Genomic DNA, 20,542 nt, shown 5'->3' with positions numbered 1-20,542 from the left:
GTGTCGGTTCTCGAATTCAGTCGTTGATCAGCCGGCCCTTGCGGAACGGCTCACGCCCGGCCACCTTGGCCAGCCAAAGCCCTGGCTGGGCATAACGCCCACGCTCGATGGCGAACAGCACGCCGGAAGTACCGGCGCGAACGGTGCTGACCTGGTCGTTCAGCGGGTCGACCACCTCGAACAGCGGGTCGCCCTTCTCCACCCACTCCCCCGCCTTGCGCAGGAAACTCACTACGCCAACGTGGGGTGCATAGAGGTATTCGGTGCCTTCGAAGGGCATGCCTTCGCAGCACTCGGCCGGGGCCGCCGGCCAGTTGCCGGCGATCAGGCCCTGCTCGGCCAGGAAGCCGAGGATGGCTTCGCAATTGTCCTGCGCCTGATCGACGCGGGTATCGCCTACGCCGCCCAGTTCGACGGTGGTCGCCAGGCACGCCAGCGGAATCGCCGCCTGCGGGAAGGCCTGCGCCAGGCGCAGCCAGGGCAGCGAGCAGGATTCGTCGAAGGAACTGCCGCCGGAATCTTCGGCGAGCAGCGCCACGCCGGCCTTCAGGCGTGCGGCCAGGGATTTCCAGCGCGGCCAGTGCTGCGGAATCGCATAGACGTGGATGGCGGCGTCGAAGTCGCAGTGCAGGTCGAGCACCACGTCGGCGTCGCAGGCGTGGCGCAGCAGGATGCGCTGCATGCCCTGCAGCTCGGACGACGCCGGCGGCAGCGCATCGAGGCCGTCACGCATGGCCTGACGGATCAGCTCGACGTTGGCGGCTTCAGCGGTGCCCAGCTGGTCGCCGACGCGCTCGGCGACCAGGGCCGACAGCTCGACGAAATCACGGTTGAAGTTCTTCCCGCTGCCGAACTCGAAACGCCCCAGGTGACTGGCCTGCAGGGTCTGACCCAGGCCGATGGGGTTGGCCACCGGTACCAGTTCGACGACGCAGTTCAGTTGACCGCGCGATTCCAGGTCGGCCAGGCGCTGCTTGAGTTCCCAGGCGGTGCGCATGCCCGGCAGCTCGTCGGCATGCAGGCTGGACTGGATGTAGACCTTGCGCGAGCCCTTGCCGTAGCGGAACACGCTCAGTCGGCGCTCGCTACCCAGGCTGCTCCACGGCAACAGATGATCGATACGTTCCACGGTCTTTTCCTCAGTGCTTGCGCGGCGCGAGATAGGCCAGCCAGCGGCGCTCGGCCAGCTTGAACAGGCGCACCAGGGTGAAGGTCATGATCAGGTAGAAGATGCCGGCGGTGATGAACGCCTCGAACGGCAGGTAGTACTGCGAGTACACGGTGCGCGCGGCGCCGGTGATGTCCACCAGGGTCACGATGGACGCCAGGCTGGTGGTCTGCAGCATCATGATCACTTCGTTGCTGTACTGCGGCAGCGCGCGGCGCAGCGCCGAGGGCAGCAGGATGCGGCGGTACATCTTGATCCGCGACATGCCCATGGCCTTGGCGGCTTCGATCTCGCCGTGCGGCGTGGCGCGGATGCTGCCGGCGAGGATCTCGGCGGTGTAGGCGCTGGTGTTGATGGCGAACGCGGCGCAGGCGCAGAAGGTGGCGTTGGACAGCAGCGGCCACATGGCGCTTTCACGCACGAACTCGAACTGCGCCAGGCCGTAGTAGATGAGGAACAGCTGCACCAGCATCGGGGTGCCGCGGATCACGTAGGTGTATAGCCAGGCCGGCAGGTTCACCGCCGGGTTCTTCGAGCAGCGCATCAGCGCCAGCGGCACCGCCGCCACGAGGCCGAAGAACAGCGAGATCGCCAGTAGCTTGAGGGTCACCAGCAAGCCGCTGAAGTAGAGCGGCAGGCTGTCCCAGATGACGGAAAAATCAAAGATCATTCGAGGGCTCCCGGTCTCAAAGCTCGGCGACTTTCACGCCGACCGAATAGCGGCGTTCGAGCATGCGCAGCAGTACCAGGGAGACGGTGGTGACCGCCAGGTACAACGCCGCCACGGCGAGGAAGTAGGTAAAGGGTTCGCGGGTGGCGTCCGAGGCCTGCTTGGCCTTGAACATCATGTCCTGCAGACCGACCACGGAGATCAGGGCGGTAGCCTTGACCAGCACCAGCCAGTTATTGGTGAAACCGGGGATGGCCAGGCGGATCATCTGCGGCACCTGGATGCGGAAGAACACCTGCAGCGGGCTCATGCCATAGGCGAAGCCGGCCTCGCCCTGCCCTTTGGGAATGGCCATGAAGGCGCCACGGAAGGTCTCGGACAGGTAGGCACCGAAGATGAAGCCCAAAGTGCCGACACCGGAGGCGAAGGGGTTGAGGTCGATGTAGTCCTCATAGCCGACCATCGGCGCGACCCAGTTCACCGCGGCCTGGCCGCCATAGAAGATCAGCAGGATCAACACCAGGTCCGGCACGCCACGAATCACGGTGGCATAGAGGTCGCCGCACCAGGCCAGCCATTTCACCGGCGACAGGCGGATGGCCGCACCGAGCAGGCCCAGCGCGATCGCCAGGGCCATCGACAGCAGGGACAGCTGAAGCGTCAGCCAGGCACCATCGACGATGGTGGCTCCGTAGCCATTGAGCATAATTTCGTACCTCGTGAAACCGGACGCCGCCCGCAACGACACGGACGCTCAGGGCGAGCACGATTGCAGGCTCACCCCCAATAAAAAAGTGGCACAAACTTCAGGAACAGGCCTGGGTTTGCGCCACTTCTGGACGTGGATCAGTTCTCGCCGTAGACGTCGAACTTGAAGTACTTGTCCTGTACTTGCCTGTACTTGCCGTTGGCACGGATGCCGGCGATGGCCGCGTTGAATTTCTCGGCCAGGGCGGTATCACCCTTGCGCACGGCGATGCCGGCGCCACCACCGAAGTACTTCGGATCGTTGTATTCCGGACCGACGAAGGCGTAGCCCTTGCCGGCGTCGGTTTTCAGGAAGCCGTCGTCGAGGTTGACCGAGTCGGCCATGGTCGCGTCGAGGCGGCCGGAGACCAGGTCCATGTTGGCTTCGTTCTGGGAGTTGTAGCGCACGACTTCGATGCCGGCCGGAGCCAGCACGTCGGTGGCGTAGCGGTCATGGGTGGAGGCGCGCAGCACACCGACCTTCTTGCCCTTCAGGTCCGCCAGCGGATCGTTCAGGGTCACGCCCTGCTTCATCACGAAGCGCGCGGGGGTGTGGTAGTACTTGTTGGTGAAGTCGACGGACTTCTTGCGCTCGTCGGTGATGGTCATGGACGAGAGGATGGCGTCGATCTTGCGAACCTTCAGCGCCGGGATCAGGCCGTCGAACTCCTGCTCGACCCAGGTGCACTTGACCTTCATCTCTTCGCACAGGGCATTGCCGATATCCACGTCGAAACCGGCGAGCTTGCCGTCTGGAGTCTTGAAGGAGAACGGCGGATAACCGGCTTCGATGCCGATGCGGACCGGCTTGTCGTCAGCGTGGGCAACCAGGGACAGCGCGGACAGGGCCAGCGCACCGAGAAGTGCAAACTTCTTCATCAGTAACTCCTTCGAGGGTAGGACTTCGATTGGCAGGAGAAAGGGGTTGGCCCAGGCTGCCCGTGCAGAAGTGAAGGTTATTGTTCGTCTGCGCATTGCCGGCGCGATTCTTGTGAAAAGCGCGCCTACCGGGGTGAGCGGCATTCTAGCGACAGCCCCGGAGCGGTTATTTCTTCAATGCGACAAGTAATTATAGAAGCGCTGGAGACGGAGCCCCGGCGGCTTGACGGCGCGGAGTTTACGTGATCTGAAAGCGGATAGTAAAACCCATTTTACCTGCAGTAATCGGGCCACAAATATCCAATATCAGGCTCCACGCGGGGTGCGCGATATTGACTCATTCCGAGCGGACAGAAAAGACGCACCACAGGCGTGCAAAATGTTTCCTGGCGCCTCATTTTGTCGCGGGGAAATGTTACCGACGGGAGGGAAACACACTGTAGGAGCGAGTGATCGCAGTCAGGGCTCACTCTGACGATCTGCTCGCTCGTACAGCCCAGCCAAACGCCGGAGTGCACTTCGTAGAACCGAGGGGGGACGCCTGGCCCTTGCTCGCGAACCGCACCCCACCGTGGCCGGAACTGATGGGTATCGCTGCGCTCCACGCCATCCTACGTTCGTGCTTCGCGACGGCTTCGGCGTATAAAAGAGCAGAAATGAAAAACGCCCCGGCAAGCGGGGCGTTTTTTTCGGCAGGCGGCGGATCAGGCCGCGCGCATGGCCTGGTGCGTGTCGATCAGGTGCTGCACCACACCCGGATCGGCCAGGGTGGAGATGTCACCCAGCGAATCGTACTCGGCCGTGGCAATCTTGCGCAGGATGCGGCGCATGATCTTGCCCGAGCGGGTCTTCGGCAGGCCGGGCGCCCATTGGATCACGTCCGGGGTAGCGATCGGGCCGATTTCCTTGCGCACCCAGGCACGCAGCTCCTGGCGCAGTTGCTCGTTGCTTTCCTCACCGGCATTCAGGGTGACGTAGACATAGATGCCCTGCCCCTTGATGTCGTGCGGTACGCCAACCACGGCAGCCTCGGCCACTTTCGGGTGTGCGACGAGGGCGCTTTCGATCTCGGCGGTGCCCATGCGGTGGCCGGAGACGTTCAGCACGTCGTCCACGCGACCGGTGATCCAGTAGTAGCCATCCTCGTCGCGACGGGCGCCGTCGCCGGTGAAGTACATGCCCTTGAAGGTCTTGAAGTAGGTGTCCACGTAGCGGTCGTGGTCGCCGTACAGGGTGCGCGCCTGGCCCGGCCAGGAGTCGAGGATCACCAGGTTGCCCTCGGTGGCCCCTTCCAGGATGTTGCCCAGGTTATCCACCAGCGCCGGCACCACGCCGAAGAACGGCTTGGCAGCGGAGCCCGGCTTCAGGCCGTGAGCGCCCGGCAGCGGGGTCATCAGGCAGGCGCCGGTTTCGGTCTGCCACCAGGTGTCGACGATCGGGCAGCGCGACTGGCCGACGGTCTCGTAGTACCACTGCCAGGCTTCCGGGTTGATCGGCTCGCCCACCGAACCCAGCAGGCGCAGGCTGGAGCCGTCGGCGCCTTCGACCGCGGCCTTGCCCTCGGCCATCATGGCGCGAATCGCGGTCGGTGCGGTGTAGAGGATGTTGACCTTGTGCTTGTCGACGATCTTGGCGACGCGGGAGATGTCCGGATAGTTCGGCACGCCCTCGAACAGCACGGTGGTCGCGCCGTTGGCCAGCGGGCCGTAGACGACGTAGGTGTGACCGGTGACCCAGCCGATGTCGGCGGTGCACCAGAAGACTTCGCCCGAACGGTAGTCGAACACGCGCTCATGGGTCAGCGAGGCGTAGACCAGGTAGCCGCCGGTGGTGTGCAGCACACCCTTGGGTTTGCCGGTGGAGCCGGAGGTGTAGAGGATGAACAGCGGATCCTCGGCACCCATTTCCTTCGGCGCGCAGGTGGAGCCGGCGACCTTCATCAGGTCCTCGAACCACACGTCGCGGTGCTGGTTCCACTTGATCGGGGAGCCGGTGCGCTTGCAGACGATGATCTTCTGCACGCTGTTGGTTTCCGGGTTGGTCAGCGCGTCGTCGACGTTGGCCTTGAGCGGGGTCTTCTTGCCGCCGCGCAGACCTTCGTCGGCAGTGATCACGACCTTGGAACGGCAGTCGATGATGCGGCCGGCCAGGGCTTCGGGAGAGAAGCCGCCGAACACCACGGAGTGGATCGCACCGATGCGGGCGCAGGCCAGCATGGCGACCACGGCCTCCGGGATCATCGGCATGTAGATGGTCACCACGTCGCCACGGTGCACGTCCTGGCCGCGCAGGGCGTTGGCGAACTTGCAGACCTGCTCGTGCAGTTCGCGGTAGGTGATTTCCTTGTGCTCGGAAGGATCGTCGCCTTCCCAGATGATGGCGAGCTGGTCGCCGCGCTCGGCCAGGTGGCGGTCGAGGCAGTTGTAGGAGAGGTTCAGGGTGCCGTCGGCAAACCACTTGATGTCCACGTGATGGTCATCGAAGGAGGTCTGCTTGACCTTGGTGAACGGCTTGATCCAGTCGATGCGCTGGGCCTGTTCGCGCCAGAAGCCGTCGGGGTTGACCACCGACTGCTGGTACAGCTTCTTGTAGGTGGCCTCGTCGGTCAGAGTGGTCGCGGCCACTTCGGGACGCACGGGGTACACGGATGCCGCAGTCATGGCGTTTTACCTCGGTGAAGAGTGTTGTTTTTGTTGGCCTCAGTTGTAACGGCGACACCCTTCCCCGAACCATACGACCATGGTCTTACCAATCGTTAGTCGTAGTGATGAGCCCCATAAGCCGTTGTTTTGGCAATGGACTCACGGGGCCGCGACAACCTGTCACATACCAAGGGCGTGGGGCAGCGCAAGGGAAATGTAGGGCACGTAGGTCACCAGGATCAGGAACAGCAGCAGGATCATCAGCCACGGCAGTGCCGCGCGGATGGTCGAGCCCAGCGGCAGGCCGGTGACCGCTGAGGTGACGAACAGGTTGAGCCCCACCGGCGGGTGCACCAGGCCGATCTCCATGTTCACCACCATGACGATCCCCAGGTGGATCGGGTCGATGCCCAGGCGCATGGCGATGGGGAAGAAGATCGGTGCGAGGATCAGCACGATGGCCGACGGTTCCATGAAGCTGCCGGCCACCAGCAGCACCACGTTGACCATCAGCAGGAAGCCGATCGGCGTCAGCCCCTCCTGCATCACCCACTCGGTGATCTGCTGGGGGATCTGCTCGGTGGTCAGCACGTGGGCGAAGAGCATGGCGTTGGCGATGATGAACATCAGCATGATGCTCAGCCGGCCGGACTCCACCAGCACCTTGGGGCAATCGCGCAGGCGCATGTCCTTGTAGACGAACAGCGCGACGAAGGCCGAGTAGACCGCTGCGACCGCCGCCGCTTCAGTCGGCGTGAACAGCCCGGAGTAGATGCCGCCGAGGATGATCACCAGCAGCAACAGTCCCCAGCCGGCACGGCGCGCGGCGGACAACCATTCACGCAGGCTGGCGCGCGGCTGCGCCGGGAGCTTCTTCACCCGCGCGACGATGTAGATCACCACCATCAGGATTACGCCCAGCAGCAGGCCCGGCACCACGCCGGCGACGAACAGCTTGCCCACCGAGGTCTCGGTGGCGGCGGAGTACACCACCATGACGATCGACGGCGGGATCAGGATGCCCAGGGTGCCGGCGTTGCAGATGATCCCGGCGCCGAACTCGCGGGGGTATCCCGAACGCACCATGCCGGCCACGGCGATCGAGCCCACGGCCGCCACGGTCGCTGGCGAGGAACCGGACAGCGCGGCGAACAGCATGCACGCCAGCACCGCCGCGATCGCCAGTCCACCCCGAATGTGGCCGACGCAGGCGTTGGCGAAGTCGATCAGGCGGCGAGCCACGCCGCCGGTAGTCATGAAGGCGCCGGAGAGCAGGAAGAACGGGATCGCCAGCAGCGTGTAGGCCTCGGAGGTCTCGAACAGCTTGATCGCCAGCGAACGCACCGAATCCGGACTGAACAGCAGGATCGTCAGTGCGCCGGACAGGCCCAGGGAAATGGCGATGGGCACACCGATGAACATGAAGACGAACAGCAGGAGGAACAGGATCATCACGGTCATGGACGGCTCTCCGCGGCTTCTTCACCGGCCAGCTTCGAGGCTTCCGCCGCCTCGTCGGCAAGGCCCAGGCCGAGCTGGCGACCGCGCAACAGGTTGACGAGGATTTCCAGGTAACGCAGGACCACCAGGCCGAAGCCGATGGGCACGATCACCGCGATGTACGCCTGGAGGATGCCGAAGTGGTCGAGGTCTTCCGCGCCGATACCGGCGATGAACAGGGTCTTCACCCAGTCGAAGCTGGCGACCATGAACAGCCCGGCGTAGCCCAGGCAGCAGAGGCAGGCGAGTACGCCGATGCAGCGCTGCACCGGGCGTGGCGTCAGTCGCACCAGCGCATCCACGCCCAAGTGGCCGGCGGTGCGCACGCCATAGGCGATGCCGAAGAAGATCAGCCAGCCGAACAGCGCCTTGGTCAGCGCGTTACTCCAGGACATGTCCTGGGCGACGCCGAGTATCGCGTCGCCGATGGCGTAGAACGGCCCCTGCAGCGACGGCAGGCGGTCGCCCAGGTCATAGAACAGGGTGAAGACGTTGGTCATCACCACATAGACGAAAGTCACCAGCGTCATGGCCGCCAGCAGGAAGGCAATGGCGCCCTCCTCGACGTGATTCCAGACGCGCACGAATCGATTCATCGAACGTTCTCCACAACGAAAATTATCCACAACGCGGCATCGCCACGACGCCCGCCAGCCGGCGGGGTCGGACGGATCAATGGGAACGGTTGGAAGCTTCGGCGGCCTGGAGGAAATCGGCGCCGACGTTGTCGCGGAATTTCTGCCACACCGGCTGCATCGCCTCGCGCCAGTCGGCGCGCTGTTGCGCAGTGAGCGGGTGGATCTCGCTGGTGCCGCTGGCGAGGATGCGCTGGCGGGCGTCGCGGTTCAGGCGCTCGGCTTCCTGATTCACCTTCACGGTGACCTCGGCCATGATCGTTTCCAGCTCGGCGCGCAGGTCCGGCGGCAGGCCGTTCCAGAACGTCGCGTTGGTGATCACCATGTAGTCGACCAGGCCATGGTTGGACTCGGTGAAGTACTTCTGCACCTCGTTGACCTTCTGACTCTCGTAGTTCGACCAGGTGTTCTCGGTGCCATTCACCACGCCGGTCTGCAGGCCCTGGTAGACCTCGGCGAAGGACATCTTGCGGGAGATCGCGCGCAGCTCGCGGAACTGCTCGTTGAGCACGTCGGAGGCCTGCACACGGAACTTCAGTCCGCGCGCATCGCCGGGTTCGAGCAGCAGACGGTTGGCCGAGAGCTGCTTCATCCCGTTGTGCCAGTAGGCCAGTCCGAGGATGCCCTTGCCCTGCATGCTGGTCAGCAGGCTCTGGCCCTGCGGGCTGCGCTGGAAGTTGTCGACGGCATCGATGTCGTCGAAGAGGAACGGCAGGTCGAAGATCTGCACCTTCTTCGTGTACTGCTCGAACTTGGCCAGGGACGGCGCGAGCATCTGCACATCGCCCAGCAGCAGCGCCTCCATCTCCTTGCCATCGCCGAACAGCGAGGAGTTCGGGTAGACCTCCACGCGCACCCGGCCGGGCAAGCGCTCCTCGGCCAGGCGCTTGAACATCAGCGCACCCTGCCCCTTGGGCGTGTTCTCCGCGACCACGTGGGCGAACTTGATCACTATCGGTTCACTCGAAGTCCGCGGCTCACTGGAAGTCTGCGGTTCACCGGCGGCCTGAATGGCAGAAGCGCAGGCCAACGCCAGGACGGCGAGCAACGCCCGCCCCATGGTTCCAAACATCGCGTCACCCTCAATTTGTTCTTGTGCTTGCGAGGTGAGCCTGGCGACAGGCTCGCGAGGAGACTGACGCAAATGTCAGCGTTCGGAGAATTCGTCTTTTCCCAAAGCCGCGTTCGACAGAGCGGAACGCAGGCCGCAAAAAAAACACACCCGGCAGAGGCCGGGTGCGGGGGATTCACACGCTCAAGGCGGCGGGGCGCCGCGTCAGACGGGCAGTCGCGTGCGGTGCGCGAGCATCATCCGCTCGTGTTCCTCGAGCATGCCGGGCACGCAGTCGCGGAGGAACTCGACCCAGGTGCGGATCTTCGCATCAAGGTACTGGCGTGACGGGTACAGCGCATAGACGTTGAGGTGGAACAGGCTGTAGTCGGGCAGTACACGCACCAGGCTGCCGTCCTTCAGGCCCTGCACGGCGGAGTACACCGGCAGCGCACCGATGCCCATGCCGGCACGTACCGCCTCGGTCATGGCGTCGGCGGTGTTGACCTGGAAGTGGGTCTGGTTGATGCCGACCATTTCCTGGCCGTCGGGACCATCGAACAGCCACTTGTCCAGCGACATCACCGAGTTCACCAGGCGCAGGCAGCGGTGCTCGGTCAGCTCGACGAGCTTCTTCGGCATGCCATGGCGCGCCACGTACTCGGGCGAAGCACAGAGCACGCTGTAGGTCTTGCCGATGCGCTTGGAGACGAAGCCCGAGTCCGGCAGCTCCTGCGCGATGACGACGGAGATGTCGTAGCCCTCGTCGAGGATGTCGGTGATGCGATTGGCCAGGGTCAGGTCGAAGGTGACTTCCGGGTAGATCTCGCAGTACTGCGAAATCGCGCGGATCAGGTAGTGCTGGCCGATACCGGTCATCGCATGCACCTTCACCTTGCCGTGGGGCCGGGCGTGGGCGTCGCCGGCCTCGGCCTCGGCTTCCTCGATGTAGCCGAGGATCTGCTGGCAGCGCTGCAGGTAGCGCTGGCCGGCTTCGGTGAGGGCGATGCGGCGGGTGGTGCGATGCAGCAGGCGGGTGCGCAGGTGCGCTTCGAGTTTGGCCACCGTCCGCGAGACATAGGCGGTGGTGAGGTCCATGCGCTGGGCGGCGGCGGTGAAGCTGCCGGTCTCGGCGACACAGACGAAAGCACGCATGTTGTGCAGCAGGTCCATCATTTCTCCTGAGAGCCTGTCCACGCCACGGCGGGCGGCCTCTGCAACGGCGCTCGAACGAGCAACGCCTTGTTACAGATTCATGACAGGCGGCGAATTGTCGCATACCTGTCGCAACGGGATTATTGCTCTTTCAGGCAACAATAATTCATCCAACCGTCAGCTTATCCTGCCCCCCGGCGCACTTCTAGAATCGCCCTCCCCAACGCGGTCTCCCGCAACGCCCCAGGACAAGCAGCCGTGCTCCGCCTTTCGTGCAACGTGCTTCCACCCCGTCGCTCCACCTTCCAACTACAGGGTTCCGAAAACCCGATCCAGCCCGACCACCGCCTGCCGAGATAAGCCTGATGAGCAGTCTGTCCGTGCGCCTGCCCAAGGCCGCCGCGGTGCGCTTCGCCCTGTCCGACTGGGCGCACACCGACGGCGTCACCTGGATGTTCATCCTCAAGACGTTGATCACCGCCTTCGCGGCATTGTGGCTGGCCTACCGTCTGGAGCTACCCCAGCCCAACACCGTGCTGGTGAGCGCCTTCATCGTGCTGCAGCCGCAGAGCGGCCAGGTGCTGGCGAAGAGTTTCTACCGCATCCTCGGCACGCTCGCCGGGCTCACGGTGATGGTCACCTTCATCGCCCTGTTCGCCCAGGAGCGCGTGCTGTTCCTGCTCTGCGTGGCCATCTGGGTCGGCCTGTGCACCGCCGGTGCGGCGCGCTATCGCGACTTCCGCGCCTACGCCTGCCTGCTGGCCGGCTACACCGCCGTGATGATCGGCATCCCCGCCACCCTGCACCCCGAGGGCGCCTTCATGCAGGCGCTGTGGCGGGTGATCGAGATCACCCTGGGGATTCTCTGCACCGGCGTGGTCAGCGCCGTGGTCCTGCCGCAGACCAGCACCGCCGCGCTGCGCAACGCGCTGAACACCCGTTTCGGTGACTTCGCCGGACTCGCCAGTGCCGGGCTCAACGGCACGCTGGATCGCGAGCGTTTCGAGCAGGCCAGCGCGCGCATCGCCGCCGAAGTGGTGGGGCTGGAAAGCCTGCGCAACGTCACCGCCTTCGAAGACCCGCACATGCGCCTGCGCAGCGGTCGCCTGGCGCGCCTGAACAGCGAATTCATGCAGCTGACCACGCGCTTCCACGCCCTGCAGCGCCTGCTTGAACGGCTGCGCGAGCGCCAGGCCAGCAATGTACTGGAAGTGCTGATGCCGTGCCTGATCGACGTCAGCGAACTGCTCTCCAGCTGGCACGGTCGGCCGCTGAGCGAAGCGGATGCCGAACGCCTGAGCGTGCAGCTCGAACTCTGCAAGCACCACCTGATGCCGCGCATCCGCGAAGCCCGCGCCAGCCTCGGCCACACCTGCCCGAGGGAAGCCGACCAGCTGGATTTCGAGACCGCCGCCGAGCTGCTCTACCGCTTCGCCGACGACATGCACAGTTACGCCCAGACCCACGCCTCGCTGGCCGCGCACAAGCACGAGCGCGAGCAGTGGAAGGAGCGCTTCACCCCCAAGGCCAACGCCCTTGCCGCCGCCGTCGCCGGTTTTCGCTGTGCACTGCTGGTGATCGTCGGCGGGGTGTTCTGGATCGAAACCTCCTGGCTCAGCGGCGCCACCTTCGCGCTGACCTCGGTACTGATCGCCGCCCTCTCCTCCGCCTCGCCCAACCCCAAGCGCCTGTCATTGCAACTGACCCTCGGCACGCTGCTCGGCGCCACGCTGGGCTTCATCCTGACCTTCCGCGTGCTGCCGCATATCGATGGCTTCCCGCTGCTGTGCTTCGTGCTCTCGCCGGTGTTCGCCGTCGGCGCCTTCCTGATCACCCGGCCCAAGTGGAGCGGCTACGGTGTCGGCCTGCTGGTCTGGTTCTGCATCGCCTCGCTGCCGGCCAACGTGGCGCGCTACGACGCCTACACCTTCATCAACGAATACCTGGCGATGCTGCTGTCGATGGGCATGGCCGTGGTCGCGGCGATCGTCATCCTGCCGCCGAACCGACCGTGGCTGTGGGAGCGCCTGGAAGCCGAGCTTCGCCTGCGCGTGGTGCGGGTGATCAGCGATCCGCTGAAGGGCCTGTCGTCGAACTTCGAGAGTGGCACGCGCGACCTGCTGAACCAGGCCTATGGTTTGTCCACGGGCCGCCCGGACGTGCAGCGGCGCCTGCTGCGCTGGACCTTCCAGGTGCAGGAGATCGGCCTGTCGATCATCGAATTGCGCCGCGAGCAGGAGGCCCTGCCGACGGAGCCCTGGTACGCCGAACGCATGCCCTGGCGCCGCGCGATCCGCGCCCTGGGGCGGGCGCTGATCCGCCTGTTCATCCAGCCCAGCGAAAGTAACCGCCAGCGCGCGCTGGCAGCGGTGGAGCACGCCATCCATGCGACACGCACCACGGATGATCGTCGCCCGCCGCACTTCGACTCCTCGCCCCTGCGCCGGGTGTGCAGCTACCTGCACTTCATCCGCACCTCGCTGCTCGACCCGCAGTCGCCGCTGCGCGATTGAGAGCGGCGGGTTCGCGAGCAAGAACTGGGCGTCCCCCTCCCTGCTACAGCTCCGGCATAGGCCGGACCGCTCTTCGTAGGAACGAGCTTGCTCGCGAACCGCACGGAACAGTGCGGCACTCCCCTGCAGGAGCGGGCCATGCGCGCGATCGCGGGCATGGCCCGCTCCTGCAACGGCGACATGTCTCGATATTCCATGTACGACGCCCAAGTCCTGCGGTGTTATGCAATGCCTGAGATCGGCGCGCGGCACAGCGTCGCTCCTATGCTTCCTGCAATCACGCCGAAAACGCTTCCGACCTGCGACACCCCGCCGCAAGACCACCCCTGAAACCCACGCCACACCTGGATTGTTGCCTCTGAGTACGAAGTCTTGTTGGCGCCTGGATATATGACTCAGGTCAGGCAAATCCTATTATTTCCGTGCTGTTACAGCGCGCGCCGCAACACCACCCAAGACCCATCATCATTTCCCAACGCTTCCCGATGCAGCCATGAGCTGAACGTCACGGGCCCGTCACGTCCGGACTCCGGGAACAAGGCAGGTAAATTCATGAAAGCTGTAGTCATCCTGGCCATGCTGGGCTTCTCTTCGCTCGCCCTCGCCGAGCAGGTGAACGCCGCCGGCCAGGCACCAAGCGCGGCCGTGGAGCAGTACACCTACGACATGAAACTGGACGTCGCCCACGTCATCTCGACCACCGACGTATCCAACGAATGCGGCATCGTGCCGGCGCGCATGACCTACGAAGACTCCCAGGGTCAGCGTCACACCGTCGAATATCAGGTGTGGGGCAACGGCTGCTCCGGCGGCTAAGCGATTTGCGCATTCCCGCCGCGGCCCACGCAGCCCCGGCGGGAATGCCACTCTCCGTCTACGGCTGCAGGGCCGCCTTCGCGATGTTGCGACTGTGCGCCCCGAAATGCCGGATCAATTGCAGAATCTGCTCATCCAATGCCTCATCGTGCCGGAACGGCGCCGGTGAGTTCCCCGCACTGAAATCCCCTGCCGGTGCTTTCTCGCTGTCCAGCCAGTGGCCGATCGCCGCGTCGAACGCCGCCGCATGGGCATGGGATTCGCTCGCCACCACCTCGCGCAGATACTCCGTCGAATACGGCGGATAAGTGCCATCCGTGCTCACATCGGCGTAGGCCGCCAGCAAAGGCGACTGGCCACCCAGGCGCAGCGTCTCGCGCAGCCAATCCAGCTGATAACGCTCCACGCCCGTATGCCGGTCCGCCACGCGCTGGATCGCCGCCTGCTTGTCGGCATCGAAGCCCGCCATGGACTTGCCCGCCGTCCATAACATGCTGGTGGTCGTTTCACCCGGCAGTGGCGTCGAGTGGTAGGGCTGGGTCATGTCCTGGATGTAGTGCATCGCCCAGCCCAGGAAGCGGTAGCCCCAGTACGGATGGCCCTTCTCGAAGGCGAAGCGCGCCAGGCCGTAGAACTGGTAGGCGCGCCATTCCGGCCAGTTGCGCTCCAGGTACGGGGCGCCGGTGTAGATGATCGCGTCCTCATGGTAGAAGCCCATGTGGAACGGCGCCTGCGAGCTGAACTCGTAGCGTGGGTCGCCAAACGGCTGCACGCCGAAGCCATAGCGCTGGCCGGCTTCGCCGGGGTTGTCGCTGAACAGGTTGATGTCATGACCGAAGTCAGGCTCGTCGGCGGCGCTGGCCAGCACGTCCAGCGCGGGGATCTTCTCCCCTGCCTGCAACTGCACGAAGCGCCACGGGTTCCAGCCGGACAAGTTGCGGAACACCAGCACATCCGAAGGCTGCAACGCGACATGCTTCTGCAATTCACTGCTCGGCAGTTCGCCACCGGGCGGCGGCTGCACGACGGTCGCCAGCTTGATCTCGGGGTTCAGGCGCAGCGCCATGAGGAATGCCTTGCGCGGGTCGTCGCGACCATCTTCGGTCAGGCGCAGATCGTCCGGGCGCGGCGGGTACTGGCGGAAGTGCTCGCGAGCATAGGCCTCCTGCTCATCCAGCAACGTCACCAGGCCGGCGCGCTGCTGGCTGATGAAGCTTTCCAGCGGCTCCACCTCGACCTCCGGCGCCTGGGCAACTGCCGGCAATTGCCGCAGGGCAATGTAGCTGCCCAGGGTGTGATTGGACCAGGCCCAGAGGCTTTGTGGCAGGACCAGCAAGCCCGCCAGCAGGCAGGTGGAAAGTCGCTTCATCGGCTCTTCGCTCTTGTTTGGCAGTGCAATGCGGAAAATTCCGACGCAGCCTAACAATCCACAGCCGCGCCGGCACTGTCGAAGCTTGCCAGCGCGTGTCACCGATAACGCCACGGCTGACGATCATCAATGGCACGAACCGTCCCAGCCACTACACTTGCCCGGCATGGAAAGGCACCGGTTGCGCGCGCGTGCCGGCCACTCGAAATAAGGGCGTCCCCATGCTGCAGTCCGTTTCACCCAAGCAAGACCTCCCCCTCAAGCCCGATCCAGCCGAACCTCGTAGCGGCGTCCTCGCCCCCTTCAGCATCGCTGCGTTCCGCATCATCTGGATCTGCAACCTGTTCGCCAACCTGGGCACCTGGGCGCAATCGGTCGCCGCCGCCTGGGTGGTCACCGAGGCCCACGCCAGCCCGCTGATGGTGGCGATGATCCAGGTCGCCTCGGCGCTACCACTGGTGTTGCTGTCGATCATGTCCGGCGTACTGGCGGACAACCACGACCGCCGCAAGATCATGCTGGTCGGCCTGACGGTAGAGCTCTCAGGCGCCGCGCTGGTGACGGTGCTGGCGTTCATGGGCTACCTCGACCCGCTGATGCTGATCGTGTCGATCCTCTGGCTGTCGCTGGGCAGCTCGATCACCATCCCCGCCTGGCAGGCGGCGGTGAACGAGCAGGTACCGCCGCGCATGCTCGGCGACGCGGTGCTGCTCAACAGCGTCAACTACAACGTCGCCCGCGCCGTCGGTCCGGCCATCGGCGGCCTGCTGCTGTCGGCCACCGGGGCCTCCTGGGTTTTCCTGTTCAACTGCATCTGCTACGCCTCGCTGATCTGGGCGATCTGGCAATGGCGCCGCGACGTGCCCAAGCGCACGTTGCCCCCGGAGCACATCTTCGAAGGCGTGATCGCCGCGCTGCGCTTCACCCAGTATTCCAGCGTCACTCGCCTGGTGATGCTGCGCTCGGCGGTGTTCGGTCTCTCCGCCAGCGCCGTCTGGGCGCTGCTGCCGCTGCTGGCGCACCGCAACCCGGACGGCAGCGCCTCGGTCTACGGCTACATGCTCGGCGCCCTGGGCCTGGGCGCCATCGTCGCCAGCACCATGGTGAGCAAGGCGCGGCAATGGCTCGGCAGCAGCCGGCTGATCAGCTTCGCCGCCGCCACGCTCGCGGTGGTCATGCTCATCCTGGGCTGGGTCGACAACCTCTGGGTGATCTTCCCCGCGCTGGTGCTCGGCGGCGCCTGCTGGATCGCCGCCGTGGCCACCTACAACTCCGCGGTGCAGATCCTCGTGCCCGACTGGGTCAAGGCGCGCGCCCTGGCGCTGTACCAGACCGCAATCTATGGCGGCCTGGCAGCGGGCTCGTTCCTCTGGGGCCACTTCGCCGAGACCATGGGTGTGCAAGGTGCACTGATCGCCGCCGGTTGCCTGCTGCTGGTCTCGGTGGCGCTGCTGTACAACTCGCGCCTACCGGAATTGAATTCCGACAGCATCGCCCGAGCGCCGGGCGGCGTGCCGGGCCAGCCGACCTTCGTATTCAACCCCGAGCGTGGCTCGGTGCTGGTGTCCATCGAGTACCGGATTCCCGCCGAGCGCACCCGCGACTTCGTCCGCGCGGCCAAGCCACTGCGTCGCCTGCGCCTGCGCAATGGCGCGGAACGCTGGGCGCTGTACCGCGACGTGAGCAACCCGGAAATCTGGCAGGAACTGTTCCTGGTGGACAACTGGATCGGCCACCTGCGCATGCTCGACCGCCTCACTCTTGAGGACAAGACGATCATCGACAACGTCACCAGCCTGCATGCTGGCGATGCACCGCCCGTGATCCGCCACGGCGTCAGCTACGAGTCGGGCAGCTACGAGGCGCCGCCGGAGACGCTGGGCTAGCGACGGACAAACAAAAACGCCTCCCGGTCAGGGGAGGCGTTTCGGGTGACACGGACGGCTTATTGCGCCGCCGGCTTCTTGCGCTTGAGCGGCGCCAGGCCGTCCTGGCTCACGACCTTCGACGGGCCGGATTTCGGCTTGGCAACGGACTTCTTCTTCGCCGGTGCCTTGCTGCCGGACTTCTTCGCATCGTCCTTTTTCTTCTTGGTGCCGGCTGCCTTGCCCGACGCCTTGACCTTCTTCGGCCCCTTGTAGGTGCCCTTCAGCTCCTTGATGGTACGCAGCTCGAAGCGCAGCTTGAGGTAACGCTCGATGCTCGACATCAGGTTCCAGTCGCCGTGGCCCACCAGCGAGATCGCGGTACCGGCGGCGCCCGCGCGACCGGTGCGGCCGATGCGGTGCACGTACTCGTCGCCACGGCGCGGAATGTCGAAGTTGATCACCAGGTCCAGACCGTCGACGTCCAGGCCACGGGCAGCCACGTCGGTGGCGACGAGGATCTTCACCGCGCCCTGCTTCAGGCGCTCGATGGCCAGCTTGCGGTCCTTCTGGTCCTTCTCGCCGTGCAGCACGAAGACCTTGTGGCCGGCGGCGACCAGGCGACCGGTCAGGCGGTCGGCAGCCACGCGGGTGTTGGTGAAGACGATGGCCTTCTCATAGGTCTCATTGCTCAGCAGCCACTGCAGCAGAGCTTCCTTGTGACCGACGTCGTCGGTCAGGATCACCTGCTGGCTCACATCCTCGTTCAGCTCGCTGACACGGTTGAGCTGCAGGTTCTCCGGCTCGCGCAGGACCTTCTCGACCATCTCGTGCAGACCGCTGCCGCTGGTAGCGGAGAACAACAGGGTCTGGCGCTCCGCCGGACACTGTGCGGCGAGCTTGAGCACATCCTCGGAGAACCCCATGTCGAGCATGCGGTCGGCTTCGTCGAGGATCAGCACTTCCACGTCCCCCAGCGGCAGGTTGCCGGCGTTGAACTGCTCGTTCAGGCGGCCCGGGGTGCCGATGATGATTTCCGGGTTCTTGCGCAGGCGCGCGCCCTGCACCTTGAAGTCTTCGCCGCCGGTGATCAGGCAGGCCTTGATGTAGGTGAACTGGGCGAAGCGCTCCACTTCCTTCAGGGTCTGCTGGGCCAACTCGCGGGTCGGCAGCAGGATCAGCGCGCGAGCGCCGCTCTTGGGCTTCTCCTCGGCGAGCAGGCGATGCAGCAGCGGCAGCACGAAGGCCGCGGTCTTGCCGCTGCCGGTCTGCGCTGTCACCCGCAGGTCGCGCCCCTCCAGGGCCTTCGGAATGGCCGCAGCCTGAACCGGGGTCGGCTCGGTGAAGGACAACGAATCGAGCGCCTTGAGCAGACGTTCGTGGAGGGCGAATTGGGAGAACAAGGCAGACCTCGATATCACGTAAAGACCAAATAGCTGCATAGCTTAATGTTTGCCGAGCCGGCGTGCTGGAAATATTGCCGGCGAAGCCTGTGCAGGCCCTCCGCGTCAATAACCCGACAAACGTACCGACGCCCGGCGAAAGGCGATGCCATGCTTTGATGGGCCTGACAAAAAGGAGAATACAGGTGCCATCGACTCTCATTTATTACGTGGCCGCCAGCCTCGACGGCTACATCGCTCGACCCGACGGCAGCGTGGACTGGCTCGAAGGCTACGGCGGCGAAACCGACGACCACGGCTACAACGCCTTCTACGCCAGCATCGACGGACTTCTCATGGGCCGCGCCACCTACCTGTTCTGCCTGAAGCAAGGCGAATGGCCCTACCCGGACAAACCCGCGCTGGTCATGACCCGCTCCAACCATCTGCCCAGGGCCGCGCCACAAGTGGAACTGGAGCACTACACGCCAGTGGACGCCCTGGCCTCGCTGGAGGCGCGCGGCTGCGAGCGTATCTGGCTGGTGGGCGGCGGCAGTCTGGCGGGTAATTTCCTCGCCGGAGGGTTGCTCGACGAGGTGATCGTCAGCATCATTCCGCACCTGCTCGGCGCCGGTATTCCCCTGTTCAGCATCGGCCTCGAGCAACGCCTGCAGCTGCTGGAGCAGCGCAGCTTCCCCAGCGGCATCGTGCAGATGCGCTACCAGGTTCTGAAGGAAACGCCCTCGCCATGACCCTCGCCATCATCCGTATCGCCGCCGCCTGCCTGCTCGATGACGCCGGGCGCCTGCTGCTGGTGCGAAAGCGGGGCACCCAGGCCTTCATGCTGCCCGGGGGCAAGCACGAACCCGGCGAGACGTCCGTCCAGGCGCTGCTGCGCGAGCTGGGTGAAGAGCTCGACCTGCATCTTGAGAGTTCCGCCCTGACCCCGCTCGGCCACTTCCAGGCCAACGCCGCCAACGAGCCGGACATGCGCGTGGATGCGCAGGTCTTCATCGCTACCCTGCCCCACGCCGTCCAGCCGGCCGCCGAACTCGAAGAGCTCGCCTGGCTGGTTCCCACGGGTGATTACCCACACAACCTCGCCCCGCTGCTGCGCGAGCAGGTGCTTCCCGCTCTGCTTGCCTATCTGGGCTGACTCGTTCAGCTCAAATACCTGCATTTCGTCGGGTTTTTCCTTAAGAAGCCTTAAGTAACTGGCGGCGGGCCAGCAAGCCGGCGGCGTGCTTTCGCTCACCTGAAACACCCGGTTTATAGGGCTTTGGGCTATAAGGTCAGGCCATGACCAGACAGTCCGGGCACATGTCACGCAAAGTCCGGAGAGTCACAAGAGCAACGGCGGAATCGACAAACGGTACGAACTGTCATGAAAACTCGTTCAGAATGCGTGGAATTTTTGAGCGGACCAAAGGAAACCACGCCGACAACAATGGCGATCCAGCGGAGTCTGGGCGATATCAACCAGCAAGAAGACATGCCGAATGCGAAGTACCCTTTTGACATGCCTTTCCATAGGCTTGGCGACTTTCTTGGTCGCCACCGAGGCTACCGCCTCCTCCAAGATCACGCGCACCTATCACCCGGCCCCGGTTGATCTGCGTGTCCCGGTCCAGGGCAGTGCCCTGCTGACCTTCAACGCCAAGACGGTCAAACCGACCAAGAGCGAGGCGCATCAGGTTACTCAGCGTGCCTACAGCATGATCGGCACGCCTTACCGCTGGGGCGGCACGTCACCCAAGCGCGGCTTCGATTGCAGCGGCCTGGTGAACTATGTGTTCCAGAACGTCGACGAAGTCGATCTGCCGCGTACTGCGCAGCAGATGTTCAGCATGCGCGGCAATTCGAAAGTCGACCGTGGCGACCTGCAGCCCGGCGACCTGGTGTTCTTCCGCATCCACAACCGCCGCAATGTCGACCACGTCGGCATCTACGTCGGTGACAACCAGTTCGTCCACGCGCCGCGCCGCGGCCAGAAGGTCCGCGTCTCCGACCTCAGTGGCGACTACTGGAAGAAGCACTACACCGCCGCCCGCCGCATCCTCCCGGAAACCCTGGCCAAGGCTGATACCGGTCGCCGCTTCGACTGATCACCAGCGCTCTCCCCTGGCGGGAGAGCGCTTCCCTCTCGCCCT

17 protein-coding genes are annotated in these 20,542 nt (G+C 64.7%); 6 read left to right on the top strand and 11 right to left on the bottom strand.

Features of this window, described 5'->3' with window-relative positions:
- Window positions 1-16: 16 nt before the first annotated feature.
- The 9 genes from AC1ZV1_RS09265 to AC1ZV1_RS09225 form a co-directional block, all read right to left on the bottom strand.
- A complete protein-coding gene (locus AC1ZV1_RS09265) occupies window positions 17-1,129 on the bottom strand; it encodes a succinylglutamate desuccinylase/aspartoacylase family protein (protein WP_484296447.1) in 1,113 nt (370 codons plus the stop codon).
- A gap of 10 nt (window positions 1,130-1,139) precedes the next feature.
- A complete protein-coding gene (locus AC1ZV1_RS09260) occupies window positions 1,140-1,838 on the bottom strand; it encodes an ABC transporter permease (protein ID WP_017517950.1) in 699 nt (232 codons plus the stop codon).
- A gap of 16 nt (window positions 1,839-1,854) precedes the next feature.
- Window positions 1,855-2,544: an ABC transporter permease gene (locus AC1ZV1_RS09255; RefSeq protein WP_484296446.1), complete on the bottom strand. Its 690-nt coding sequence runs from the start codon at window positions 2,542-2,544 to the stop codon at window positions 1,855-1,857.
- 140 nt (window positions 2,545-2,684) lie between these two features.
- Window positions 2,685-3,464, bottom strand: coding sequence for an ABC transporter substrate-binding protein (locus AC1ZV1_RS09250; protein WP_484296445.1), 780 nt, complete (start codon window positions 3,462-3,464; stop codon window positions 2,685-2,687).
- A 704-nt stretch (window positions 3,465-4,168) separates the two neighbouring features.
- A complete protein-coding gene (gene acs, locus AC1ZV1_RS09245; protein ID WP_484296444.1) occupies window positions 4,169-6,124 on the bottom strand; it encodes an acetate--CoA ligase in 1,956 nt (651 codons plus the stop codon).
- A 162-nt stretch (window positions 6,125-6,286) separates the two neighbouring features.
- A complete protein-coding gene (gene dctM, locus AC1ZV1_RS09240) occupies window positions 6,287-7,567 on the bottom strand; it encodes a C4-dicarboxylate TRAP transporter large permease protein DctM (RefSeq protein ID WP_484296443.1) in 1,281 nt (426 codons plus the stop codon).
- On the bottom strand, window positions 7,564-8,202 hold the full coding sequence (locus tag AC1ZV1_RS09235; protein ID WP_484296442.1) for a TRAP transporter small permease: 639 nt from the start codon (window positions 8,200-8,202) through the stop codon (window positions 7,564-7,566). The genes dctM and AC1ZV1_RS09235 overlap by 4 nt, the downstream gene beginning before the upstream one ends.
- Window positions 8,203-8,278: 76 nt before the next feature.
- The gene (locus AC1ZV1_RS09230) at window positions 8,279-9,301 is read right to left on the bottom strand and encodes a TRAP transporter substrate-binding protein (RefSeq protein ID WP_484297531.1); all 1,023 of its coding nucleotides are present in this window, start codon (window positions 9,299-9,301) and stop codon (window positions 8,279-8,281) included.
- Between the two features lie 216 nt (window positions 9,302-9,517).
- Window positions 9,518-10,465 carry a LysR family transcriptional regulator gene (locus AC1ZV1_RS09225; protein WP_484296441.1) on the bottom strand — a complete coding sequence of 316 codons (948 nt, stop codon included), beginning with the start codon at window positions 10,463-10,465 and terminating at the stop codon, window positions 9,518-9,520.
- A 347-nt stretch (window positions 10,466-10,812) separates the two neighbouring features.
- Between AC1ZV1_RS09225 and AC1ZV1_RS09220 the strand changes: the two genes are divergently transcribed.
- Window positions 10,813-12,960, top strand: a complete 2,148-nt coding sequence (locus AC1ZV1_RS09220) for an FUSC family protein (RefSeq protein WP_484296440.1) — start codon at window positions 10,813-10,815, stop codon at window positions 12,958-12,960.
- 552 nt (window positions 12,961-13,512) lie between these two features.
- Window positions 13,513-13,776 (top strand): DUF2790 domain-containing protein, encoded by a 264-nt coding sequence (locus AC1ZV1_RS09215; protein ID WP_484296439.1) that lies wholly within the window; start codon window positions 13,513-13,515, stop codon window positions 13,774-13,776.
- A 58-nt stretch (window positions 13,777-13,834) separates the two neighbouring features.
- Here AC1ZV1_RS09215 and AC1ZV1_RS09210 read toward each other — a convergent pair whose 3' ends face one another.
- Window positions 13,835-15,145 carry a phospholipase gene (locus tag AC1ZV1_RS09210; protein ID WP_484296438.1) on the bottom strand — a complete coding sequence of 437 codons (1,311 nt, stop codon included), beginning with the start codon at window positions 15,143-15,145 and terminating at the stop codon, window positions 13,835-13,837.
- A 221-nt stretch (window positions 15,146-15,366) separates the two neighbouring features.
- On the opposite strand from AC1ZV1_RS09210, the gene AC1ZV1_RS09205 reads away from it, so the two are divergent.
- Window positions 15,367-17,031: an MFS transporter gene (locus AC1ZV1_RS09205; RefSeq protein ID WP_484296437.1), complete on the top strand. Its 1,665-nt coding sequence runs from the start codon at window positions 15,367-15,369 to the stop codon at window positions 17,029-17,031.
- Window positions 17,032-17,090: 59 nt separating this feature from the next.
- On the opposite strand, the gene AC1ZV1_RS09200 is transcribed toward AC1ZV1_RS09205, so the two are convergent.
- Window positions 17,091-18,428 (bottom strand): DEAD/DEAH box helicase, encoded by a 1,338-nt coding sequence (locus tag AC1ZV1_RS09200; RefSeq protein ID WP_484297530.1) that lies wholly within the window; start codon window positions 18,426-18,428, stop codon window positions 17,091-17,093.
- Window positions 18,429-18,598: 170 nt separating this feature from the next.
- On the opposite strand from AC1ZV1_RS09200, the gene AC1ZV1_RS09195 reads away from it, so the two are divergent.
- The 3 genes from AC1ZV1_RS09195 to AC1ZV1_RS09185 all read left to right on the top strand — a co-directional run bounded on the left by AC1ZV1_RS09195 (window position 18,599) and on the right by AC1ZV1_RS09185 (window position 20,497).
- Entirely contained in the window at window positions 18,599-19,144 is a 546-nt protein-coding gene (locus tag AC1ZV1_RS09195; protein ID WP_484296436.1) for a dihydrofolate reductase family protein, read from the top strand.
- Entirely contained in the window at window positions 19,141-19,548 is a 408-nt protein-coding gene (locus AC1ZV1_RS09190) for an NUDIX hydrolase (protein WP_484296435.1), read from the top strand. Before AC1ZV1_RS09195 ends, AC1ZV1_RS09190 begins: the two co-directional genes overlap by 4 nt.
- Window positions 19,549-19,891: 343 nt before the next feature.
- Entirely contained in the window at window positions 19,892-20,497 is a 606-nt protein-coding gene (locus AC1ZV1_RS09185) for a C40 family peptidase (RefSeq protein ID WP_484296434.1), read from the top strand.
- Window positions 20,498-20,542: the final 45 nt, after the last annotated feature.

The organism is Pseudomonas sp. BB438 (genome assembly GCF_057180225.1).
Note: the sequence above shows the minus strand (reverse complement) of the source record. Positions and strands in the feature narration are given on the sequence as shown.

What these genes read in the sequence shown, in the direction of transcription:
- AC1ZV1_RS09210 (WP_484296438.1), bottom strand. Translation starts at nt 15,145, where the DNA reads ATGAAGCGACTTTCCACCTGCCTGCTGGCGGGCTTGCTGGTCCTGCCA.
- AC1ZV1_RS09205 (WP_484296437.1), top strand. Translation starts at nt 15,367, where the DNA reads ATGCTGCAGTCCGTTTCACCCAAGCAAGACCTCCCCCTCAAGCCCGAT.
- AC1ZV1_RS09250 (WP_484296445.1), bottom strand. Translation starts at nt 3,464, where the DNA reads ATGAAGAAGTTTGCACTTCTCGGTGCGCTGGCCCTGTCCGCGCTGTCC.
- AC1ZV1_RS09260 (WP_017517950.1), bottom strand. Translation starts at nt 1,838, where the DNA reads ATGATCTTTGATTTTTCCGTCATCTGGGACAGCCTGCCGCTCTACTTC.
- AC1ZV1_RS09225 (WP_484296441.1), bottom strand. Translation starts at nt 10,465, where the DNA reads ATGGACCTGCTGCACAACATGCGTGCTTTCGTCTGTGTCGCCGAGACC.
- dctM (WP_484296443.1), bottom strand. Translation starts at nt 7,567, where the DNA reads ATGACCGTGATGATCCTGTTCCTCCTGCTGTTCGTCTTCATGTTCATC.
- AC1ZV1_RS09220 (WP_484296440.1), top strand. Translation starts at nt 10,813, where the DNA reads ATGAGCAGTCTGTCCGTGCGCCTGCCCAAGGCCGCCGCGGTGCGCTTC.
- AC1ZV1_RS09235 (WP_484296442.1), bottom strand. Translation starts at nt 8,202, where the DNA reads ATGAATCGATTCGTGCGCGTCTGGAATCACGTCGAGGAGGGCGCCATT.
- AC1ZV1_RS09255 (WP_484296446.1), bottom strand. Translation starts at nt 2,544, where the DNA reads ATGCTCAATGGCTACGGAGCCACCATCGTCGATGGTGCCTGGCTGACG.
- acs (WP_484296444.1), bottom strand. Translation starts at nt 6,124, where the DNA reads ATGACTGCGGCATCCGTGTACCCCGTGCGTCCCGAAGTGGCCGCGACC.
- AC1ZV1_RS09230 (WP_484297531.1), bottom strand. Translation starts at nt 9,301, where the DNA reads ATGGGGCGGGCGTTGCTCGCCGTCCTGGCGTTGGCCTGCGCTTCTGCC.
- AC1ZV1_RS09190 (WP_484296435.1), top strand. Translation starts at nt 19,141, where the DNA reads ATGACCCTCGCCATCATCCGTATCGCCGCCGCCTGCCTGCTCGATGAC.
- AC1ZV1_RS09215 (WP_484296439.1), top strand. Translation starts at nt 13,513, where the DNA reads ATGAAAGCTGTAGTCATCCTGGCCATGCTGGGCTTCTCTTCGCTCGCC.
- AC1ZV1_RS09185 (WP_484296434.1), top strand. Translation starts at nt 19,892, where the DNA reads ATGCGAAGTACCCTTTTGACATGCCTTTCCATAGGCTTGGCGACTTTC.